This is a genomic window from Exiguobacterium sp. s124 (genome assembly GCF_018617485.1).
GTDB classification, from domain to species: Bacteria; Bacillota; Bacilli; order Exiguobacteriales; family Exiguobacteriaceae; genus Exiguobacterium; species Exiguobacterium aestuarii.
Genome location: NZ_JACSKH010000001.1, coordinates 481,475 through 502,147, shown reverse-complemented (window position 1 = coordinate 502,147; position 20,673 = coordinate 481,475). Strand labels below are relative to the sequence as shown.

Genomic DNA, 20,673 nt, shown 5'->3' with positions numbered 1-20,673 from the left:
TTGTAGCACTATTTTGAGAAAACGCTTACACAAAAATTGTAAACGGTTTCCTTTAACGAAGCAATGTTATTTTAGAAAAAGGTCAATTGGCATCATTCGCTTGCAAATTGTCTAAGGACAATGAACTAAAAAAGACGAATGCCGCTCATCATCGCGGAATCCGTCAAAGTTTATTCCATTCCTCGAGTGACTCCAAATACCACCGATAGCTCATCTTGATTTCTTCATCTGTCAAATCGGCTGGCAAAAGCGAACGTGGTACGAGACCCGTAAACTTGGCACCTCCGACATGTGCAAATATATAGGATCCGACTTGCTCAGACATATACCTCGTCAAAAAACCGGTCACGTACTTTCCATCCTTGCTCTCGAAGATGATCTCGAGTCGGCGACCTTCTTGTTCATCGATGATCAACTGATTGTAACGTCGATGTGCCTCGTCTTTGTGCTTGTATACCATCCCACGTCTCGCGTTATCGTCAATTTCCCATTGATGGTCTTTTCTCTCTTTCGCCGTGAAGATTTTCTCAAGGACACAAGGGTCATCAATCGTCAAACAACAAAAGATATGTTCATACGACAGTTGATCGTCGTTCACCAAGTCCATGATGTCCGTCTTCGGGATGACCCTCGCTTTATAGCGCACCATTACGCGCCGAACGACTTCTTCCTTATCAAAAATGAGCCACTGTTTCCGTCGCTCAAACTTTTCATGTAACATCTTATAATTCATACGACTCACCTCACGTTTCAGCATATCAAAAAACGACGTCCGCAATGGACGTCGTTTTGATTAGTTCCCGTACTTTTTAAATAACTGATAGTTTTTATTACCACCTGACAAGTTGTACACGTCGGTGAACCCGAGGTTACGAAGCACGTTCTGCGCCGCGTTCCCCGTCACCCCGCCGTTACAGTAGACGACGGTCGGCTTGTTCTTGTCCATATCTTTCGCCGCTTCGCGAAGGTTACCGAGTGGGACATTGACCGCACAATCGACGCATGCCTTCTCGAACTGCGCCGCTTTCCGTGTATCGATGATTTGCATGTCTTCCCCTGCATCGATTCGTGTCTGAAGCTCAGCCGGTGTGATGAGTCGTGCCGCCTTGTCGATACTGTTCGACAAGACCATCCCCGTATACATGACCGGGTCTTTCGTCGTCGAGAACGGCGGTGCGTATGCAAGATCGAGGTGGAACAAGTCGTCCACTTTCGCCTTCAGCGTTATGGCCGTGACGAAGACGTCGATCCGTTTGTCGACTCCTTCGAATCCGACGATTTGGACGCCGAGCAATTGACGTGTCGCACGGTCCGCGACCGCTTTGATTGTCATGTCCTTCCCACCCATGTAGGCAGGCTTGTCCGGTTTCGTATTATGAAGCACCTCGATGTCATAACCGAGTTCGCGTGCTTCCTTCTCGGAGAGACCCGTTTGCGCCACGGCAAGTCCGAACACTTTGAAGATACCCGTTCCGAGGATACCGCGATGTTCGAGATGGCCGCCCGTGATGACGTCCCCAGCGGTCCGTCCCATCTTGTTCGCTGTCGAACCGAGCGGGCGCCAAATCGGTTTTCCGGTCACAATCGAGAAGCTCTCCGCGACGTCTCCAGCCGCATAGACGTCCGGGATATTCGTCTCCATGCGTTCATTGACGGCAATCGCACCCGTCTCACCTAGTTCAACTCCCATGTTCATGGCAAGTTCGACGTTCGGACGGACCCCGACCGATAAGATGACGAGGTCGGTCTCGATTGTCTTGCCGCTCTCTGTGACGACACGTTCCACATGTCCATCACCGACAAGTTCCGTCACCGTCTCACCGAGCATGAGCTCGATCCCGTTCTTCTCGAGATGTTCTTCGACTCGGCACGCCATGTCCTTGTCGAGTGGTGGCATCACTTGCGGCACACGCTCGATGATGGTCACGTCCACACCACGTAGTTTCAACTGTTCGGCCATCTCCAGACCGATGAAGCCGGCACCGATGATTGTCGCATGTTTCGGGTTCGTCGAATCGACGAACGAACGTGTCGCTTCTGCGTGTTGAATATTTCGAATCGGGAAAACGTTATCCGACTTCACACCTGGAATCGGTGGTATGATGCTCGTCGCCCCTGTCGCGAGGACGAGGACATCATACGAGTCCGTGAACGTGTCACCCGTCTCTAAGTTTTCCACTGTCACTGTCTTCGCGTCCTTGTCTACTGACGTCACGTTATGACGTGTCATCACGTCGATGTTGTAACGCTTTTTGAAGAAGGCTGCGTCACGTGGTGTCAAATCGTCACGTGATTCTACTTCTCCACCAACGTAATACGGAATCCCGCAACCTGAATACGAGATGTCGTAGTCGCGATCGTAAATCGTGATTTGTGCCTCTTCGTTATTACGACGCGCTTTCGCCGCGACCGATGTCCCGGCAGCAACGGATCCAATGATGACTAGTTTCATATAACCCACTCCTTAATAAAGTAATAAGCTGATATAGAGGCCGAACAACGTGATGGCTAGTGTCGGAATCGTCAAGATGATCCCGACTTTGAAATATTCACCCCAGCCGATTTTTAGACCTTTCGTGCGGAGCACGTGGAGCCAAAGGAGCGTCGCAAGCGACCCGATTGGCGTAATCTTTGGTCCAAGGTCGGATCCGATAACGTTCGCATAGATTAATGCTTCCCGAATCTGACCGGTCGTATTCGTCAAGTCGATGGCGAGCGCATCTATCATGACGGTCGGCATGTTATTCATGACAGAAGATAGAATGGCTGCCAAAAAGCCCATTCCGAACGTCGCACTGAATGCGTTCACTGCGAACCAGTCAATGAAGTTGGCGAGCACTTGTGTGAGCCCCGCGTTTTGTAATCCGTACACAACGATATACATCCCGAGTGAAAAGAAGACGATTGCCCACGGTGCCCCTTTGACGACTTGAGTCGTTTTCACCGCAGATGATCGATTCGCCATCACTAAGAAAAATAAGGCGATCACCCCGGCGACGAGTGAGACCGGGATTCCGAGCAAGTCACTCGTGAAGTAACCGATGACCAACAAGGCGAGCACGACCCACGATAAGCGGAACATCGTATGGTCTTTGATGACCGATGCCGGTTCAGCCAACTGAGAGGCGTCATATTGTTTCGGGATATCTTTTTTGAAATAGAGATACAACACAAGCAAGCTGCCCGCGACCGCGAACACGTTGACGAATACCATCCGTGCCGCATATTCCGCAAACCCGATGCCAAAGAAATCGGCTGAGACGATGTTGACGAGGTTCGACACGATAAACGGAAGACTTGCCGTATCGGCGATAAAGCCGGATGCCATGACGTACGCCAACACGACCGCGTCCGGAAGCTTGAGTGCCCGTACCATCGCCAAGACGATTGGGGTCAAGATGAGCGCTGCCCCATCGTTCGCAAACAGTGCCGCGACGAGCGCGCCGAGTAGGGTGATATAGACGAACAACTTCACCCCGCCACCTTTGGCGATTCGTGCCATATGTAAGGCGGCCCATTCAAAAAATCCAATCTCATCTAAAATGAGGGAAATGATGATGACGGCGATGAACGTAAATGTCGCATTCCAGATGATGCCCCATACCGTTCCGACGTCATCCAAATTGACGACGCCCGAGATGAGCGCGATGACAGCCATCCCCATCGCCGAGTAACCGATGCCGAGGCCTTTCGGTTGCTTGATGATGAGAAAGAGCGTCACGAGAAAAATTAAACTAGCAATCCACTGCACAATGAGTTCCTCCAATAATCTCTATTTAATTATTTTTTTAGCAAGATGGTTGTAAACCGTGCAACACGAGTGTGATGCCGTCTTCTGTCGACTCGACGTCGAGCGTGACGTTTTCTGCCAATACTTCAGCTTCCTTCGCAACGGCAAACGTGAGCGCACCGAATTGCTTCACCTCGTCTGTCTCTTCTGGTGTAGCCACGGCTAGACCGAGCGTCGGTCCACAGCAGCCCGCCTCTGTGATGATGCGGACCGATTTTGTCTCTTCCTCTTCTAGCGCGGTTTGTAAAAAGTCGATTGCTTCGTTTGTGATGTTCATCTTACTTCCTCCTTTATTAATTGAGATAACGCCGAATATCCGACAGGCAGTTGTTCTTGCCATGAGAGAATCGTCGGACGCGGATTGTTGCTCACACGTTCGAGCCAGGTTGTCTCACTTGCGACTTTCGCAACCAATAGTTTGCTCGTGACATCGAGTGGCGTGAACGATTGGTTGACGACCCAGGCGAATGGTTGAATCTCTGCGCGCTGCAAGTCAGCTGTGAGTCGTTCTGCTTCATACACCGGCGTCGCTTCTGGGAGTGTCGTGATGATGACGTGCGTTTGTTTCGGGTCACGCAGTTTCGGTAGTAACGTTCGGACCGCTTCCGGGACGACGCCGGTCGACCGTTCGAGTTCGCGGTGATAGCTCTCCGTCGCATCTAATAGGAGGAGCGTATGACCTGTAGGTGCCGTATCGATGACGACGAAGCGGTCTTTCGCTTTCGCCACTTGATCGGCGAAGGCACGGAAGACAGCGATCTCTTCGGTGCACGGTGAGCGCAAGTCCTCCTCGATCATCATCCGTTGCTCCTCGTTTAGGTCCCCTGCTTCTCGGAACACATCCGTCCGATACTTCTCAATCTCGGCTTTCGGGTCGATCGCATCGACGGTGAACGTCTCTGAAACATCTGCTCCAATCGTCAGAGCAACGTGCGCGGCCGGGTCTGTGGTCGTCAAATGGACAGCATGCCCTCGTTCATGGAGTGCGACGGCAAGGAGCGAGGCGAGTGTCGTCTTCCCGACACCACCTTTCCCCATCGTCATAATCACACTCGGACCGTCCGCTTCCAGTTCGTCGACGAGTTGGTCGACGGACTCGTAACGACTCGTGTCATAACGTGCATCCGAAATGGCGACCGGCTCTCTGCTCACAAAACGCTGGAGAGCGGATATCCCGACGAGGTTTTCGTACGCATACGGGAGCGTGAACGTCTCGAGGTCGACGACACCATCCGGGAGATCGTCAAGCGCTTGCTGTTGTCGCTCGATAAATCGTTTCGTATAGCGGTCTGTCCCTTCACTTGACTCGACGACACCGTTGATGACGAGTTGCATGCGCTCGATGCCGATTGCGCGAAGCTCGGTCGCAGCACGCGCCGCTTCGACGAGTGTCGACTTCTCAGGACGCGCGACGAGCAGTAACGTCGTTTCATTGGCGTCAGTGAGCGTCTCGACGGCTTGTTTATACTGCACTTGCTTATCCGTGAGACCCGCAAGTGGACCGAGGCAAGACGCCCCGGTCGTATTCGTCTCTAAAAACTCATCCCACGCGCTCGGTAACGTCAGTAGTCGCAACGTATGCCCGGTCGGTGCCGTATCGAAGATGACATGGTCATATCGTTCCCGTGCCACTTTTGACGTCAACAGCTCTGTGAACTGATCGAATGCCGCAATCTCAACCGTACAGGCGCCAGACAATTGCTCTTCCATCGACTGGATGGCTACGTCTGGTAACACGCCACGATACGGACCGACCATACGTTCCATATACTGTTTTGCCGCCTGTTCCGGGTCAAAGTTGGCGATTTCGAGCGTCGTCCCTGTGACGAGTCGCGGTGTCTCATCAAGTTCCATCTCAAAGACGTCTTGCAAATTACTCGCCGGGTCGGTCGAGACGAGTAAAATGTGTTTCCCACGATTGGCGAGCGTCAAGGCGAGATTCGATGCCGTCGACGTCTTCCCGACCCCACCTTTCCCGGTTAAAAACACATAACGGGTCGGGTCCATCGCCTGAAAATCAAATGGTTTCACTGTGAGCAACTCCTTATTTTTTGAGTGAGATTCGAACTTTCGGTTTTTCTCCGTCTTGTTTCGCGAATGCGGCAATGGGTAATCCTGTCAACTCCGCCATCTCTTCATTCGTCAAATAAGCGCCTCGCTTCACAACCTTCCCGTTGACGAGCGTCATCGGGAGAACATCGAGCCCGTTCATGATTTCAGCTTGAACGATCGTATTCTGAACAAATCGGTTCGGTTCCGACGCAAGGTTATAGCGTGACACGTCAAACCCTCGTTGCTGTAACACGTAATGAATCGTCGCCACCCGCGTCAGTTCCGGGTCGATGGACGGTCCGCATAATCCCGTCGGACAACACATGGCTGGTTCAAATACTTCAAGTTTCATTTTAACCTCTCCTCAAATGGCACAATTCGGCTCACAATCACAATTCGGTTCAGTTGTCTCTAGCTTCGATAACAAATCGGTGACGAGCGGATAAAATGGACTCGTCTCATTTAACCGATAATGAATCCACTGCTTGTCTCGACGTTCGAGTAAGAGTCCCGCCTGGCGCAGCATCTTCAGATGGCGGCTGATGGCCGGCTGTGAGATATCGAAACAATCGACGAAACTACAGGCACACTGTTCTCCGGCTTCCATCTGTTTCAACATCGTCAGCCGGGTCGGGTCCCCGAGCACTTTGAGCACTTTGCTCAATTCTTCTACGGTATACATGTTGACTCCTCACCTCTCGTATAACATTTTCGTTATATAACCTTCACGTTATGAAATTACCATAGTTTTTCAAACGAAGCAATTGTCATTTTGTCTTGAATTCGGTATGATGAAACACGTTGAAAATGAACGGATTGTATCATTTTGATTTTCGTGAGACTCGAAGATCAAATCACTTTATTAAGGAAAGGTGTGTTCTTTTGGAAAAAATGAATACGTTGAAACACGAATGGTTCGGAAATATCCGTGCCGACATTTTGGCTGGGATCGTCGTCGCCTTGGCGCTCATCCCGGAAGCCATCGCCTTCTCCCTCATCGCGGGAGTCAACCCGATGGTCGGGCTCTATGCCTCATTCATCATCGCCATGGTCATCTCATTTGCCGGAGGTCGTCCAGCGATGATTTCCGCTGCGACCGGAGCGATGGCGCTCGTCGTCGTTTCACTCGTCGCTGACCACGGTCTTCAGTATTTACTGGCTGCCGGTATTTTAACGGGGATCATTCAAATCGTCCTCGGCTATCTCGGAATCGCCCGCTTGATGAAATTCATCCCACGCGCCGTCATGGTCGGATTCGTCAACGCGCTTGCGATTTTGATTTTCCAGGCACAGTTATCAAACTTTGAAGGTGAGAGCTGGATCATCTGGGCGATTGTCGCCGCGTCACTTGCTATCATCTTCTTATTCCCACGTGTCACAAAAGCAATTCCCGCACCGCTCGTCGCCATCGTCGTCATGACGATCCTTGCGATCACGCTCGGTCTCGACACGAAAAACATCGGGGATATGGGGACGATTTCGGCGACACTTCCGGACTTCTTGTTCCCGGATGTGCCGTTCACGCTCGATACGCTCATGATCATCTTGCCATACTCGATCTCGCTTGCCTTCGTCGGCTTGATTGAATCGCTCTTGACGGCTCAAATCGTCGACGATATGACTGGGACGGACTCAAACAAGAACCGTGAATCTCGTGGACAAGGAATCTCGAATATCATCGCTGGGTTCTTCGGTGGGATGCCAGGATGTGCGATGATCGGACAATCGGTCATCAACGTCTCATCCGGTGCACGAGGTCGTCTCTCGACGTTCACGGCCGGACTCGCTCTCTTCATCATGATCATGACGATCAGCGATGTGCTCATGCTCATCCCAGTTGGTGCACTCGTCGGGGTCATGTTCTTCGTATCGTATGCGACGTTTGACTGGGGCTCGCTCAAAGCGATGCGTACCGCTCAAAAATCAGACACAGTCGTCATGCTCGTCACGGTCATCGTCACTGTCTTCACGCATGACCTGTCACTCGGTGTGCTCGGCGGGATTTTGACGGCCGCGATTTTATTCGCTGCCAAAATTTCAAAAATCGACCTCGATCGCCAAGTCACGTCACATCGCGCGGACTATACGGTCAACGGGCAATTATTCTTCGCTTCCACATCTGAATTCGTCAACCAGTTCGACGTGACCGAAGACGTAGATACGGGTGTCCAACACGTTACCATCGACTTTGCGAATACGCATCTATGGGATGACTCGGCAATCGGCGCCATCGATAAGGTCGTCTTCAAATACCGTGAAGTCGGGATTGAACCTGAACTTCTCAACTTGAACAAAGACTCTGAAAAACTGCTCAACACGCTCGCACTTCACTTGAAGCAACAAGATGCGAACGCGGGACATTGATTCATCGTTTCCCCGCTTCACCAAATCACCTATACTAAATATAGAACGTGCGAAAGAGGAGGAGTTTTCATGGGAAAGGTATTTTTAGCGGCAGACGGTTCTGCCCACTCGAAACGTGCGCTTGAAAAGGCGATTCAACTCGCAAAGGCTTCGAATGCGTCAATTGACATCGTGCATGTCATCAGTGCGAAAGAGTCAAAAGAAGCGGCCCTCAACTCAACGGGCAAAATTGACTTGGAAACGAAACGAAAACAGATGCTGAAACCGTTGTTCGATTTGACGGAAGCAGAAGGCATCCCTTACGAGTATATCGAACTCCGTGGTGAGCCAGACGTCGAACTCGTCAAATATGCGAACCATGAGCCATACGAATATGTCGTCGTCGGGTCACGCGGATTGAACACATTTCAAGAGTTCGTTCTCGGTAGCGTGAGTCATAAACTCGCAAAACGTGCACTCGCTCCCGTCATCATCGTCAAATGATCTCCTTTCCCCGTCTCTTTGTGAGATGGGGATTTTTTGTGTCCATACAGGTGACGCCCTATTCTTGTAGAATGTGTAAGGGTAGGCTATTTTTCTAAAGGAGGTCTCACGGTGGACATCGCAAATGATCCGAATACACTTTTTCTCATCCTATTACCTCTCCTCATTTTGCAACTCATTTTACTCGTCGTCGCCTTGATCGACTTGTTCAAACGGGACATGACGAACGGACCGAAATGGGTATGGCTTCTCGTCATCGTCTTCATCAATATTCTCGGTCCTATTATCTACTTCTTATGGGGGCGGACGCCGCGATGAACGTCACACAGTTAACCAAACGATTTGGGTCCTTCACGGCACTCGACGATGTCAGCTTTGAATTGCGGCCAGGATGTACCTCGTTACTCGGAGAAAATGGAGCCGGGAAGACAACGTTGTTGAACTTGCTCGCCCGAGTCACGGAACCGACGAGCGGAAAGATGAGCGGACACGACCACATCCGAATTGGCTATTTGCCGCAACGCCCTGCCCTCTATCCGTCTCTCACTCCTGTCGAGACGATTCGATACGCCGCCGAATTGACAGGGACGAAACACATCGACCCAGTCAGTCTGCTAAAGCGTGTCGGGCTTGAACCGGTCGATCGTCCGGCCTCGAACCTATCCGGTGGAATGCGTCAGCGTCTCGGCATCGCCCAGGCGCTCGTCCATGACCCCGAATTGCTGTTACTCGACGAACCCGTCTCAGCTTTAGACCCACGTGGACGACGAGAAGTGCTCGACTTATTGAGCGACTTGAAACGAGAGCGAATGATTCTCTATTCGACACACGTCCTCCCGGATGCTGAAGAAGCGAGCGACTGGGTGCTCTTGCTTCGAAAAGGAAAATTACTGATGGAAGGAACGGTGACAGACTTGCTCGGTTCGAAATCGACGATTGAATTGCGTCTCTTCGATGATCCGACGAGCGAAGCGGATTGGAGCACGTTAGCAGGTGTACGTCGCGCGACGAGAACGGGTTCGACGTGGACGTTTGAATCGACGGACCGAGACGTCGCCGAACGGGCGATTTTACATCGTGTACTGGAACTGAACGTCACTGTTCAATCCCTACACGTCGGGCATCCGTCACTCGAGTCTTTGTTTTTGGAGGTGAATGCCTGATGCGCACGGCAATCTTCAAACAAGAATGGCGGGAGTCATGGGCGAACAAACGACTCATTTGGATTCCAATCGCCCTCATGCTTCTCGCTTCGATGCAGCCGCTCACGCTTTACTTCTTACCCGATATCCTCGCTTCTGGCGGGAACTTACCGGACGGTGCCGTCATAGATATTCCGACACCGACTCCGGAAGAAGTGTTGATTTCCGTCAGCGAACAACTTCGTCAAATCGGGCTCCTCGTCGTCTTGTTGTCGGCGATGCATACGTTTAGCCATGAACGGACGAACGGGACACTCGCCTGGCTCAAGTCGTTACAAATCCCGACGTCACGCATCGTCATCAGTAAATGGGCGCATTATGCCTTATTGACCGTCGGTGGTATTTTGCTCGCACAAACGGCAGCCGCATACTATACAATCATCTTATTTGATTCATTTGACTGGTTGGATTTTCTCATATCGACCACACTCCTCATCTGTCATTTCATTGTTCAGTTATCGATTTTCTTTTTCATCGCAGCGATTCTTGAAAGTGGTGTCGTCGCAGTCGTCTTGACGCTCGGTCTTCACTTCATCATATCGCTCGTGATTGGTTGGATCGACCTCGATTGGATGCCTTGGATGCTCGGTCCGTTATCGAGTCAGGTCCTCCTCACAGAAGTGAATCTCATTTGGCCACTCGTGACAGGACTCCTCGTCGTGATCGTCTCGCTTTTCCTCGCGTCAAAACGCCTGCGGTTCATGTCCGATTCAACGTAAATCATCTTGTAAAATGAGTCTTTCGCCACTACCTTTTATTGGATAAAAAAGGTATATTACTTTTATCCTATATACACGATTTGGAGGCTCAATCGCATGAGATGGAATACGTACACAAAAATTAGTATTGTCGTTGGCTCGTTATTGATGTTTCCCATAATCATCCACGCAGAAGGTTCATTTGAACGGACGAACGATGGAATCATCCATACTTCAAATGATGGAAAGATGTTAACGGGTTGGCAACTAATCGATGGAAACACCTACTATTTAAATGAGAACGGGATTGTCCTCACTGGTTGGCAACAGATCGAGAACGCTACATACTTTTTCGAGGCAGATGGTCGACTCGTCAGTGGAACGGCTTCAATTGAGGGAACGACATATCGCTTCGCTGAAGACGGGAAACTATTGACCGGTTGGCAAACGCTCAACGGACAAGTCTACTATTTTGATAAGACAGGTGTACCCACCCCAGGATTCCAATCGATTGATGGCAAACGCTATTATTTTTCAAATGACGGGATGCGACTATCCGGATGGCAACAAATCGGTGGAGCAACACATTATATTTTTCCCGATGGCATTGTACAGAAAGGAACGACTACTATATCAGGAAAAACGTATCACTTGCTCGACGATGGTAAGATGGCAACGGGTTGGATTACACTCGGGGAAAAGCGATATTTTTTTGGGAATGACGGCATACGTCGTCAAGGTTTAACGCGCATCGACAAAAAAGTATATGGCTTCCATCCGACGAAAGGATACCTGTTGAAAGGACTATATAAAATTGACTCCCGCTACTATTTATTTGATTCGAAAGGGAAGCAGCAATACGGGTTGCAAAAAGTGAACGGAAAGACGCTTGGATTTCATCCAACATCCGGATATCGATTAACAGGAAAATTTAAATTAGGCAAACACACCTACTTTTTTGATTCTAACGGTATCCAACAAAAAGGGTGGAGGTATTCAACGAGCTATGAATATTTTGCACCCGCATTGACTAAAAAAACCGATTGGCAGTCTATCAATGGAAAATGGTATTACTTTGATTCAAAGGGACGTATGTATCGAAATAAGCGTGTCGGAAACGCCAAATTTGATGCAAAAGGCGTCTATTCCCCTATCATGTCTGTCTATAAGATGAACGTACCGATTTATCGTCAGTTTCCAATGGGCTATCCATCCGGCTGCGAATTCTTTTCGCTCAAGATGGCTCTTGAGAAGAAAGGGCGCGTCGTCAGCGCCTCGACACTCTATCGTGAAATGCCAAAAAGTGTGTGGAATGCACGATATGAAAATCGCTCCTATCGGTGGGTCGACCCGAACGTTATGTTTACCGGAGATCCTCGCAAAAAGCTCAGCAAATATAAAAATTACGGAATCTATCCAAAAGGCATGGTTGGCTTTGCCAGCAAATATCGCCCTGTAAAAGATGTGTCTAACCAAGGAATCAGTTCAATTGAACGGGAATTGTCGATGGGCAATCCTGTCATCGTCTGGGCGAGCGTCGATTTTAAAAAGCCATATGGTTACTTCAGTTGGTACACCTCCTCGAAGAAAAAATATACGGGGTTTGCCAATTATCACGTGATGCTCGCGACCGGATACGATAAGTCAAACTTCTATATCAACGATCCATATCGCGGACGCCTCGTCGTTCCTAAAACAAAAGTAAAGGCTGTGATGGGCGCGACTGGTTGGAAAGCTCTATCTGTGAGATAGAGGTGTATGATGTTATAGAAGTATTCAAAAAAAAGATGAGTTCGCAGAAAATACGAGCTCATCTTTTTTGATGTCATGCTATACGATCAATCTTTATCATCAGACCAATCACTTTTGACTAACTGAGTATTCTGGTAATGAACTGATAGATATCATACCTCATGCTCTTTCACGAGCACACGAAAACGCGGTCGGACGGTCAATTCGATTGACGTCACGGTCCGCTTCCGGTCTTCTGCGAGGACAATCAACAACTCCGCATGATCGCGCCGGTCTTCTAAAATTTCGACTTTGCTGACGGTCCGAAGCAATTGATAATAGAGGAGTTCCCCTTCTCGGTCCTTCACATTGATTTCAAACTCGTGATAGCTCGGTGATATTTTAAAGTAGAACGTCTCTTCTTTATTCGTGAATCGAAAAATCGACTCGTCATAGTAAAACGGTAACGTCGAATCCATACGTTTTGGTTCGACTGTACAAAAAGCAGAAAGTACAATCTCGTCTGGGAATAACGCCCCCTCATGTTTGTTGAATTGCCACCCTTTCATCCCAATCCCTCATTTCGACGCAATAATTATCTGAATAATTAGATTATTGCATATTTTAGTTAATCCGGACAGGTATATTCATGACAATTCTCGAACACCTTTGTGAAGAATGATGCATTTTTCACAGAAGAAAGGAGTGCACCTATGTCGATCATCTCGCTCGACCATGTCACGAAACGGTTCGGGGACACACTCGCCTTGAACAATCTCAGTCTAAACGTCGAAGAAGGAGAGCTATTCGGACTTCTCGGTCCGAACGGGGCCGGCAAGACGACCGCCATCTCCGTCATGTTGAACTTGTATGAAGCAGATGCTGGCTCGATTCAGATTTTTGGACAATCGATGCCAAAAGACGAACTGTCCATCAAGCGACGTGTCGGGATCGTCCCGCAGCACGTCTCCGTCTATGATCAGCTGACCGTCTATGAGAACATCCAGTTTTTCGCCGAATTGTATGGATTCAGTCCAAAAGAAGCGAAACAAAAGACCGAGGCCGCGATTGCGTTCGTTGAACTCGATGCCCACCAAAAGAAACGACCACCCGAACTGTCTGGCGGTCTCCTCCGTCGCCTCAACATCGCATGCGGGATTGTCCATGAACCGGAACTCATCTTCATGGATGAACCGACCGTCGCCATCGACCCGCAGTCACGGAACACGATCTTAGAGAACATCCGTGAACTGAATCGTCGCGGGGCGACCATCATCTATACATCACACTATATGGAAGAGGTCGAGCTACTCTGTGACCGCATCGCGATCGTCGACGAAGGGAAAATCATCGCCGAAGGGACTCAAGATGAACTGAAAGACCGTGTCATGACGCTTGAGACGGCCCGTATCAAAGTCGATGCACTCACGCCCCATCTGCTTGAACGACTCGATGCACTCGACCACGTTCAAAAAGTGCAATATGAAGAACCATATATCGAGGTGTCACTCGATAAAGATACACCGCTCGCCCCGCTCCTTGACACCCTGCATCAGGAACATGTTCACTTCACATCCATCACGGTCGATCGTCCTTCCCTCAATACCGTCTTTTTGGCATTGACCGGGAAGACACTCCGGGAATAGGAGGCGATTTCATGTGGACTTTCATCAAATACGATGTGAAACAGCGACTACGAGACCGTGCCACACTCTTTTGGATGCTCCTCTTCCCGCTCATCCTCATCTTCGGTCTCGGGACGATGTTATCGGCTGTCTTTAGTGACACGTTCAAACTGCCCGTCACAAATGTCGCGTACGTCGAATCATCAACCGATCAGTATCGTGAGCCACTTGAGAACTTTTTGAATGATGAAGACATTCAGGCGTTCATCCGGCTCGTCCTTTATGAAGATATCACGTCAGCCGAGCGTGGCGTGAATGCTGGGGATGCGGACGTCATCTTACAGCTCGAAGGAAGTGACATCACGCTTTTATATGAAGAGCCGACGACCGTCGAGTTTGACGTACTCGAAGCCATTCTCGGTCAGTATACAGCGATTGCCAACCAACAGATTACGCTCGCGGAGGCCGGTGTGTCGGCCCCGTACGAGAATGATTCGTGGCTTGATACAGAGAGTGTCGACCTAGCGGGACGGACCCCGACCTCACTCGAATATTTCACCGTCACCATCTCGATCATGACCGCTTTGTTCGGGTCGTTTTATATCACCGCGATGGCACGGGAAGAACAACCGAACACGGGCAGTTATTTACGGATTCAAGCCGCTCCCGTCCGAACCATCCAGTATCGGCTCGCACGGACGTTCAGCCGCTACGTCATCATTTTACTTCAGCTCATCTTATTGTTTTGGTTCAGCCATTTCGTTTATCGAACGTTTGATTTGGCAAACGTTCAGTTCGTTTATTTAATCCTCGCTTGGCTCGCCTTGACTGCATATGGAGTCGCCATCGGGTTTGTCATCGTCAACCTTCCAAAGCTGAGTGCGACGACGAAAGATGCGATCGTCAACGGATTCGTCGCCATTATCATGATTTTATCGGGTGGCTACGTTCCCGGATTCGATCAAGTGACGCTAAACTACGCACCGTGGGCAGCTTATGTGTTCATGCCGATTTTTATGCGAGACGGGATGCTCGCCGTCATGCTTCGGGAAGGTGATGTGAGCGTCTATTGGGAAAGCCTCGGTTTACTCGGGATTCATTTGGTCGTCTTCATTGCGCTCAGCTATATTCTGTCGAAAGGGGTGAAGCGCCATGGTACTCATTAGGCACGTCGCCAAGCGGATGCTCCGAAAGAAAGGGCTTTGGGTATTCACATTCGTATCGATGTTCGGTTTCGCGCTCATCTTATCCTTCGTCGGGAGTACCTCGAGTCTCAATGCGTCGATTGGAATTGTCGATGAGGACGGAGGCATTCTTGCCGAACGTCTTATTGAAGAAGCCGAGCGATTTGGACGCGTCACCTTACTTGAGACGAGTGGTGAGGACGTCTTGTTAGAGGGAGAAGATATCGTACTCCTCATCCCAGAGAATTTTACAGAACGAGCCTTTAACGAGGACATGCCCCGTCTTTCGTTCTCAGCGATTGCGGGCAGTGATGCTGCTTTGGTCGAACAGGCACTGAACGGTCATTTGTCGCGTGAACGTCAACTTCTCGAGGCGAGCGGATTTGATGAAGAAACGTTCGAACAACTTGCGGCTGAGGAGACAGAAAACGGCTACACGCTCTCAAGCGAACCGTTCCAAGAGAGCGTCGCCACGACCGCGCGTACGCAAGCCTTTTTCGGTCTCTTGTCGTTCATCATGATGTCGACGTTTCTCCAGTTCATCCCGATGTTTGTCGCGGACGACCGAGACGAGAAGATCTACGCCCGCCTGTTCGCCTCACCGGTGACACCCCGGCGTTATTTCGCATCGCTTCTCCTCGCCTTCTATCTCGTCGGCTATGTCTATGTCATGCTGCTGATTGGTGTGAGTCTCGTCCTTTATGGTCAAGACGTGTGGACGCATCTCCCGACTGTCTTCGCTTTGTTCTCGGCCTACTTGCTCGTCTGTCTAGCGTTTGGAGGACTCATCGCCGTCTTTGCGACAAATCGGGAGAAAGCGAATATTTTTCAAATTTCGGTCACAATGGCATCCGCCATCACCGGTGGCGCATTCATCAGCCTACTGTGGTTACCGGAATCATTAAAAGTGGTTGGTCGTTTCTTACCGACCTATTGGTTGAACAACGGGGTGATCACGATGTACGAGGGACAGTTCCCATTCTTCTCCATTCTCGTCATGATTGGCATGACCGGCATCGTCTTCTTGTTGACGATTCTCGTATTGAAGAAGCGTCCGCTTACCACTTGAAAAAGCGAGTCCTCCCAAAATAAGAGAGGACTCGCTTGTTTATTGTTGTAGTGTTGGGACGACTTTTTCAAAGAAGACATCGACGAGCGTCGGGTCGAACTGTTTGCCCGCCTCTTCTTTGATAATGGCGAGCGCCTCATCAATCGACTTCGCCTGTCGATAAGGACGACCCGTCACCATGACATCGAACGTATCGGCGATCGAGATGATACGGGAAGCGAGCGGAATCTCATATTCACTGATTCCTTTCGGATATCCTTTCCCATCCCAACGTTCGTGATGCGACAAAACAATTTCAGACAAGGCGACATATTCAGGGACCGTACTTAAAATATTGTAACTAACTTCGGGATGACGCTTGATTTCGCGCCATTCGGGCTCCGTCAAAGCACCCGGCTTATCTAGAATATCGTTACTGATTGCCACTTTTCCGATGTCGTGTAAAATAGCGGCCGTTCGGATTTCATTCACCTCTGCGCTCGTGAAGCCCATCGCTTCCGCGAGTTTCCCAGATAAATTCGCAACACGCTGAGAGTGCGCCTCTTCACGCGGAATCTTTTCATACAGCGTGCGCATGATCAGTTGAATCGAATGGTGACGGCGACTCTGCTTCTCAGACACTTTATGGTGATACATCCGATCTTCCGCTAAATTGAAGACGTCCGTCAATCCGATTTCCGCATCGTGCTTGACCGCCTCACCGAACGATGCAGAAATCGGAAGTCCTTCTACCGTTTGACCGAGGAAAAGTCGGCTCAAACGGTCGGACAGTTGTTTCGCCTCGTCAAGTGTCGTATTCGGTGAAATGACGACAAACTCATCCCCACCGATGCGTGCCACTTCATCTTTCGCCCGCAGTTCATTCCGTAAAATATTCGCTGCTTCGACGAGCAAACGGTCCCCAATCAAATGACCAAATGCATCGTTCGTCAATTTCAATCCGTTAATATCAATGACGATCAGTGACAGTGGATAAAACGCATCATCGTCATAACGTTCAAGCGCTTCTTCGAAGTAGCGACGGTTTTTGGCACCCGTCAACTGGTCGTGATAACTCAAATATTCGATTTCCTTCTCATACTTTTTCTTCTCCGTCACGTCACCGATATAGCCGTGCCAGAGGACATGACCATCAGCAATCTTCTCCGGTCGGGACGACCCTAAAATCCAAATCGTTCGTCCGTCCTCGGCCAATACACGAAACTCGGCGTCCCAAATCGTCAAGTTGCGATAAGATTCATCAATCGACTGCATGACGTGAGGATAGTCATCGGGATGCATCCGACGGAAGACGAGTCCGGCATCTGACTGCACTTCCTCGGCAGTGATTCCTAGCATGTCTTCAAAGCCACGACTGAAGAATGGAAAGTTGAAGCTACCGTCAGGCAACAACTCGAACTGATAGATGGCACCGGGGATCTGATCAGAAAGTTTCGTTAACAAACGGTCCCGCTCAGCCAACTTTTCTTCTAACTGAACGCGGTCCGTCACGTCTTTCGCGACAGCGTATATATAGTTCCCCTGAAGTTTACAATGCCATTCGATCGAACGATATGTGTCATCGATCGTCCGGAAACGATTGACGAAACGGAACAACTCTCCCCGTTCCTCAAGTTCTGCAAAAGCAGCTTCCGTGATGCCATCATCGTCCGGGTGAATCAAGCTGAGAAAATCCATATTCTCCATCTCGTCAAGCGAATAGCCGAGTACCCGCTCCCACGTATCGTTCAAATGTAAGATTTGACGGGTATGAAACGCCATGATGCACTCCAAGTCGAGTGTTGCGAATCCATCGAACATCGACTTCTTCGTCTCACCGACTTGGCGATCGGCTTTGATTAGTTGCTCGAGTACATGGACGAGATACAATTCGACAAGTCCAAGTCGATTCGCCACTTTCCCTTCCTGCATCACAATCGTCAAATCTCCATATAGTATCCCATCTTTCTCGATTTTAAAGAGGACGACCTCTCCAAGCGAGAAGATGCGAAGTAAGTTCTTGACGAGCCGTTTCGGGAGGGCACCGTCAATCAACGGATCAATCCCTTCAAACACTTGTGGATTCGATCGACTGAACAGTTCACGCCGTTGGTCGGTCATCGGCCACTTCTTCCCGACCGGATGAAACCCTAACACATCAAGACTTCGTTCTAACATCTCATCCATGCCGGACAACGCAACCGTCGTGTACGATTCACCGTCGCTCTCCATCAAATTCAGCGCGACCGCTTTCGCCCCAGTAAAATCACGAATCTGATCAAGGAACTGTTGGTTCATCAACAAATCACTACCGGTAGAAACGAAACGATGCGACACGTTCACGAGCTGCTTCAAGGCATTGTTTTCTTGTACATGCCGGGTGATGTCATGAAACATGACGGAGACAAAGCCTTTTCGTTCACTAAAGACGGACATCTCGTACCATGATTTATTGCGGCGCGAGAAATGCTCAAACGTCACCGTACCGCCATCGCTGACGACCCGTGCCACTTGAATCATCCATTCACGCTCGCTATATTCAAAATCCTTCAGTGCCGCTGACACTTTCTGTCCGATAAAATGTTTTCGTTTTCCTTTCATCATCTTCTCGAAAGCGGGGTTTACTTCAAAAAATTCATAATCAATCGGCTCCGAAGCATCGTCGTAAATCACTTTAAACTCGACGTAGCCTTGGGGCATATAACGCAACAATGTATCGTATGAAGAATGAATGGGATTTGTCACGTCACTTCCTCCTCAGCAAATAAACTCAATACCTAGTTTACCTCATTTGTGATAGATTCCCTATTTTTTCCGAACTCATTCCCTTCTGCTTATTATAAAGTTTTGTAAACTGCAGACAGATAGCTTGTTTCCTTTTTACTCGTTTGTTAGACTGATTTCGAAAATCGATATCGAATTTCGATAACAAGGAGTTGACACGTATGGAAGACCGCGTCCTACGGAAGCTGTTCCTCGGATTCATCCACATTCATATTTTGCATCATGCCGCTGAACATCCGGTATACGGGGCATGGATGGTCGATGAACTTCGGGAGCACGGTTATGAGATCAGCGCTGGTACGCTCTATCCGATTTTACATGGCATGGAGAAGGATGGTCTCCTCGTCCGTGAAAATGAGACGGTCGATGGACACGTCCGAAAAAATTACGTGACGACCGAAAAAGGGCTCTCGGTTTTACAAGAAGCCCGTCAAAAAGCTTATGAGTTATTCAAAGAAATTAAGGAGTGAAGACATGACGACACAACGTGTGACGTTCAAGACGTTACTAGAGATTTTATTCGTTTCAACCCGGCTCGGCCTGACATCGTTCGGTGGACCCGTCGCCCACCTCGGCTATTTCCATGAGGAATATGTGAGACGGCGTAAATGGATGGACGAGAAGGCATACGCCGACCTCGTCGCCTTATGTCAATTCTTGCCCGGCCCCGCGAGTTCGCAAGTCGGGATCGGCATCGGCATCGTCCGTGGCGGGATACTAGGTGGGATCACCTCGTTCATTGGATTCACGACCCCGTCGGTCGTCGCGCTTATGCTATTCGCTTTGGTACTATCTGGTCTCGATGTATCCGATGCCGGGTGGTTATATGGCTTGAAAGTCGTTGCCGTCGCCATCGTAGCCCATGCGATTTTAGGCATGGCAAGTAAGCTCACACCTGATACGAAGACAAAAACGATTGCCTTCTTCGCACTCGCTGGCGTATTGCTTTGGCAGACGACATTTAGCCAAGTACTCGTCATCCTCGTCGCTGCTGTCGCTGGGTTCTTATTGTTCAAGCCAGATCGTCTCGATGCGAAATCGAGCACGTTCCCGATTTCAAAACGTCTCGGTGCCGTCTTATTGTCAGTATTCGGAGCACTTCTCGTCATCTTGCCAATTTTACGAGAAACGTTTGAAAACCAGACAATCGCTCTATTTGATAGTTTTTATCGTGCTGGTGCACTCGTCTTCGGTGGCGGACACGTCGTCTTGCCACTCCTCGAACGTGAGCTCGTTCCTGCAGGTTTCTTGAGCGAAGAAGCGTTCCTCGCAGGATACGGTGCCGCACAGGCCGTTCCGGGACCTTTGTTCACGTTCGCATCCTATCTCGGGACAGTCATCAACGGCATTCCGGGCGGGATCTTGGCGACGGTCGCTATTTTCTTGCCGGCGTTCTTGCTCATTCTCGGGGCACTCCCGTTTTGGGATGCACTTCGTCACAATCCGAAAGTCGCTGGAGCGTTAATCGGCGTGAACGCGGCGGTCGTCGGTATTTTGATTGCGGCATTCTACAGCCCAATCTTTACGAGTACCGTTAATGGCGCGGTTGATTTCGTCTTCGCCGCTTTCTTGTTCGTCATGATCGCTTACTGGAAATTACCACCTTGGGCACTCGTCATCGCTGGTGTCATCGGTGGAATGTTCATTAAGATGATGTAATCACAATGGGACCTCGCGTCCCTTTTTTTGTGGACTTTTTAATCAGAGTTGAT

At 49.7% G+C, this 20,673-nt stretch carries 20 protein-coding genes; 11 read left to right on the top strand and 9 right to left on the bottom strand.

The features are described from left to right. Positions 1-163: 163 nt before the first annotated feature. Genes KNO85_RS02635 through KNO85_RS02605 form a run of 7 tightly spaced genes read right to left on the bottom strand, consistent with a single transcriptional unit; the run spans position 164 to position 6,524 of the window. Positions 164-733 (bottom strand): hypothetical protein, encoded by a 570-nt coding sequence (locus tag KNO85_RS02635; protein WP_214786696.1) that lies wholly within the window; start codon positions 731-733, stop codon positions 164-166. A 60-nt stretch (positions 734-793) separates the two neighbouring features. Continuing rightward, complete coding sequence (locus tag KNO85_RS02630) at positions 794-2,452, bottom strand: FAD-dependent oxidoreductase (RefSeq protein ID WP_214786694.1); 1,659 nt, start codon at positions 2,450-2,452, stop codon at positions 794-796. A gap of 12 nt (positions 2,453-2,464) precedes the next feature. Beyond that, complete coding sequence (locus tag KNO85_RS02625; RefSeq protein ID WP_214786692.1) at positions 2,465-3,751, bottom strand: arsenic transporter; 1,287 nt, start codon at positions 3,749-3,751, stop codon at positions 2,465-2,467. Positions 3,752-3,788: 37 nt separating this feature from the next. Next, positions 3,789-4,067, bottom strand: a complete 279-nt coding sequence (locus KNO85_RS02620) for a Fe-S cluster assembly protein HesB (protein WP_214786690.1) — start codon at positions 4,065-4,067, stop codon at positions 3,789-3,791. Further along, the gene (arsA, locus tag KNO85_RS02615; RefSeq protein WP_446681867.1) at positions 4,064-5,821 is read right to left on the bottom strand and encodes an arsenical pump-driving ATPase; all 1,758 of its coding nucleotides are present in this window, start codon (positions 5,819-5,821) and stop codon (positions 4,064-4,066) included. Before arsA ends, KNO85_RS02620 begins: the two co-directional genes overlap by 4 nt. Before the next feature lie 13 nt (positions 5,822-5,834). Then, positions 5,835-6,194 carry an arsenite efflux transporter metallochaperone ArsD gene (gene arsD / locus KNO85_RS02610; protein ID WP_214786687.1) on the bottom strand — a complete coding sequence of 120 codons (360 nt, stop codon included), beginning with the start codon at positions 6,192-6,194 and terminating at the stop codon, positions 5,835-5,837. Positions 6,195-6,206: 12 nt separating this feature from the next. Then, positions 6,207-6,524 carry an ArsR/SmtB family transcription factor gene (locus tag KNO85_RS02605; protein WP_214786685.1) on the bottom strand — a complete coding sequence of 106 codons (318 nt, stop codon included), beginning with the start codon at positions 6,522-6,524 and terminating at the stop codon, positions 6,207-6,209. 209 nt (positions 6,525-6,733) lie between these two features. Between KNO85_RS02605 and KNO85_RS02600 the strand changes: the two genes are divergently transcribed. The 6 genes from KNO85_RS02600 (at position 6,734) to KNO85_RS02575 (ending at position 12,341) form a co-directional block, all read left to right on the top strand. Next, positions 6,734-8,206 carry a SulP family inorganic anion transporter gene (locus KNO85_RS02600; RefSeq protein WP_214789783.1) on the top strand — a complete coding sequence of 491 codons (1,473 nt, stop codon included), beginning with the start codon at positions 6,734-6,736 and terminating at the stop codon, positions 8,204-8,206. Positions 8,207-8,275: 69 nt separating this feature from the next. After that, positions 8,276-8,689, top strand: a complete 414-nt coding sequence (locus tag KNO85_RS02595) for a universal stress protein (protein ID WP_214693889.1) — start codon at positions 8,276-8,278, stop codon at positions 8,687-8,689. Positions 8,690-8,800: 111 nt separating this feature from the next. Further along, on the top strand, positions 8,801-9,007 hold the full coding sequence (locus tag KNO85_RS02590) for a PLD nuclease N-terminal domain-containing protein (RefSeq protein WP_214786683.1): 207 nt from the start codon (positions 8,801-8,803) through the stop codon (positions 9,005-9,007). After that, the gene (locus KNO85_RS02585) at positions 9,004-9,852 is read left to right on the top strand and encodes an ABC transporter ATP-binding protein (RefSeq protein WP_214786681.1); all 849 of its coding nucleotides are present in this window, start codon (positions 9,004-9,006) and stop codon (positions 9,850-9,852) included. The genes KNO85_RS02590 and KNO85_RS02585 overlap by 4 nt, the downstream gene beginning before the upstream one ends. Continuing rightward, entirely contained in the window at positions 9,852-10,610 is a 759-nt protein-coding gene (locus KNO85_RS02580) for an ABC transporter permease (protein ID WP_214786679.1), read from the top strand. The genes KNO85_RS02585 and KNO85_RS02580 overlap by 1 nt, the downstream gene beginning before the upstream one ends. Positions 10,611-10,706: 96 nt before the next feature. Beyond that, on the top strand, positions 10,707-12,341 hold the full coding sequence (locus tag KNO85_RS02575; protein WP_214786677.1) for a C39 family peptidase: 1,635 nt from the start codon (positions 10,707-10,709) through the stop codon (positions 12,339-12,341). 152 nt (positions 12,342-12,493) lie between these two features. On the opposite strand, the gene KNO85_RS02570 is transcribed toward KNO85_RS02575, so the two are convergent. After that, positions 12,494-12,889 carry a hypothetical protein gene (locus tag KNO85_RS02570; protein ID WP_214786675.1) on the bottom strand — a complete coding sequence of 132 codons (396 nt, stop codon included), beginning with the start codon at positions 12,887-12,889 and terminating at the stop codon, positions 12,494-12,496. A 144-nt stretch (positions 12,890-13,033) separates the two neighbouring features. On the opposite strand from KNO85_RS02570, the gene KNO85_RS02565 reads away from it, so the two are divergent. Genes KNO85_RS02565 through KNO85_RS02555 form a run of 3 tightly spaced genes read left to right on the top strand, consistent with a single transcriptional unit; the run spans position 13,034 to position 16,198 of the window. Continuing rightward, entirely contained in the window at positions 13,034-13,966 is a 933-nt protein-coding gene (locus tag KNO85_RS02565) for an ABC transporter ATP-binding protein (protein ID WP_214786673.1), read from the top strand. Positions 13,967-13,977: 11 nt separating this feature from the next. Continuing rightward, positions 13,978-15,111 carry an ABC transporter permease gene (locus KNO85_RS02560; protein WP_214786671.1) on the top strand — a complete coding sequence of 378 codons (1,134 nt, stop codon included), beginning with the start codon at positions 13,978-13,980 and terminating at the stop codon, positions 15,109-15,111. After that, positions 15,098-16,198 carry an ABC transporter permease gene (locus KNO85_RS02555; RefSeq protein WP_214786669.1) on the top strand — a complete coding sequence of 367 codons (1,101 nt, stop codon included), beginning with the start codon at positions 15,098-15,100 and terminating at the stop codon, positions 16,196-16,198. The genes KNO85_RS02560 and KNO85_RS02555 overlap by 14 nt, the downstream gene beginning before the upstream one ends. Positions 16,199-16,237: 39 nt before the next feature. Here KNO85_RS02555 and KNO85_RS02550 read toward each other — a convergent pair whose 3' ends face one another. Next, the gene (locus tag KNO85_RS02550) at positions 16,238-18,922 is read right to left on the bottom strand and encodes an HD domain-containing phosphohydrolase (protein WP_260569871.1); all 2,685 of its coding nucleotides are present in this window, start codon (positions 18,920-18,922) and stop codon (positions 16,238-16,240) included. A gap of 200 nt (positions 18,923-19,122) precedes the next feature. Between KNO85_RS02550 and KNO85_RS02545 the strand changes: the two genes are divergently transcribed. Together KNO85_RS02545 and chrA are read left to right on the top strand one after the other, a co-directional pair. After that, complete coding sequence (locus tag KNO85_RS02545; RefSeq protein ID WP_074036378.1) at positions 19,123-19,431, top strand: PadR family transcriptional regulator; 309 nt, start codon at positions 19,123-19,125, stop codon at positions 19,429-19,431. Between the two features lie 4 nt (positions 19,432-19,435). Next, entirely contained in the window at positions 19,436-20,620 is a 1,185-nt protein-coding gene (gene chrA / locus KNO85_RS02540) for a chromate efflux transporter (RefSeq protein WP_214786667.1), read from the top strand. The last annotated feature ends 53 nt before the right edge of the window (positions 20,621-20,673 follow it).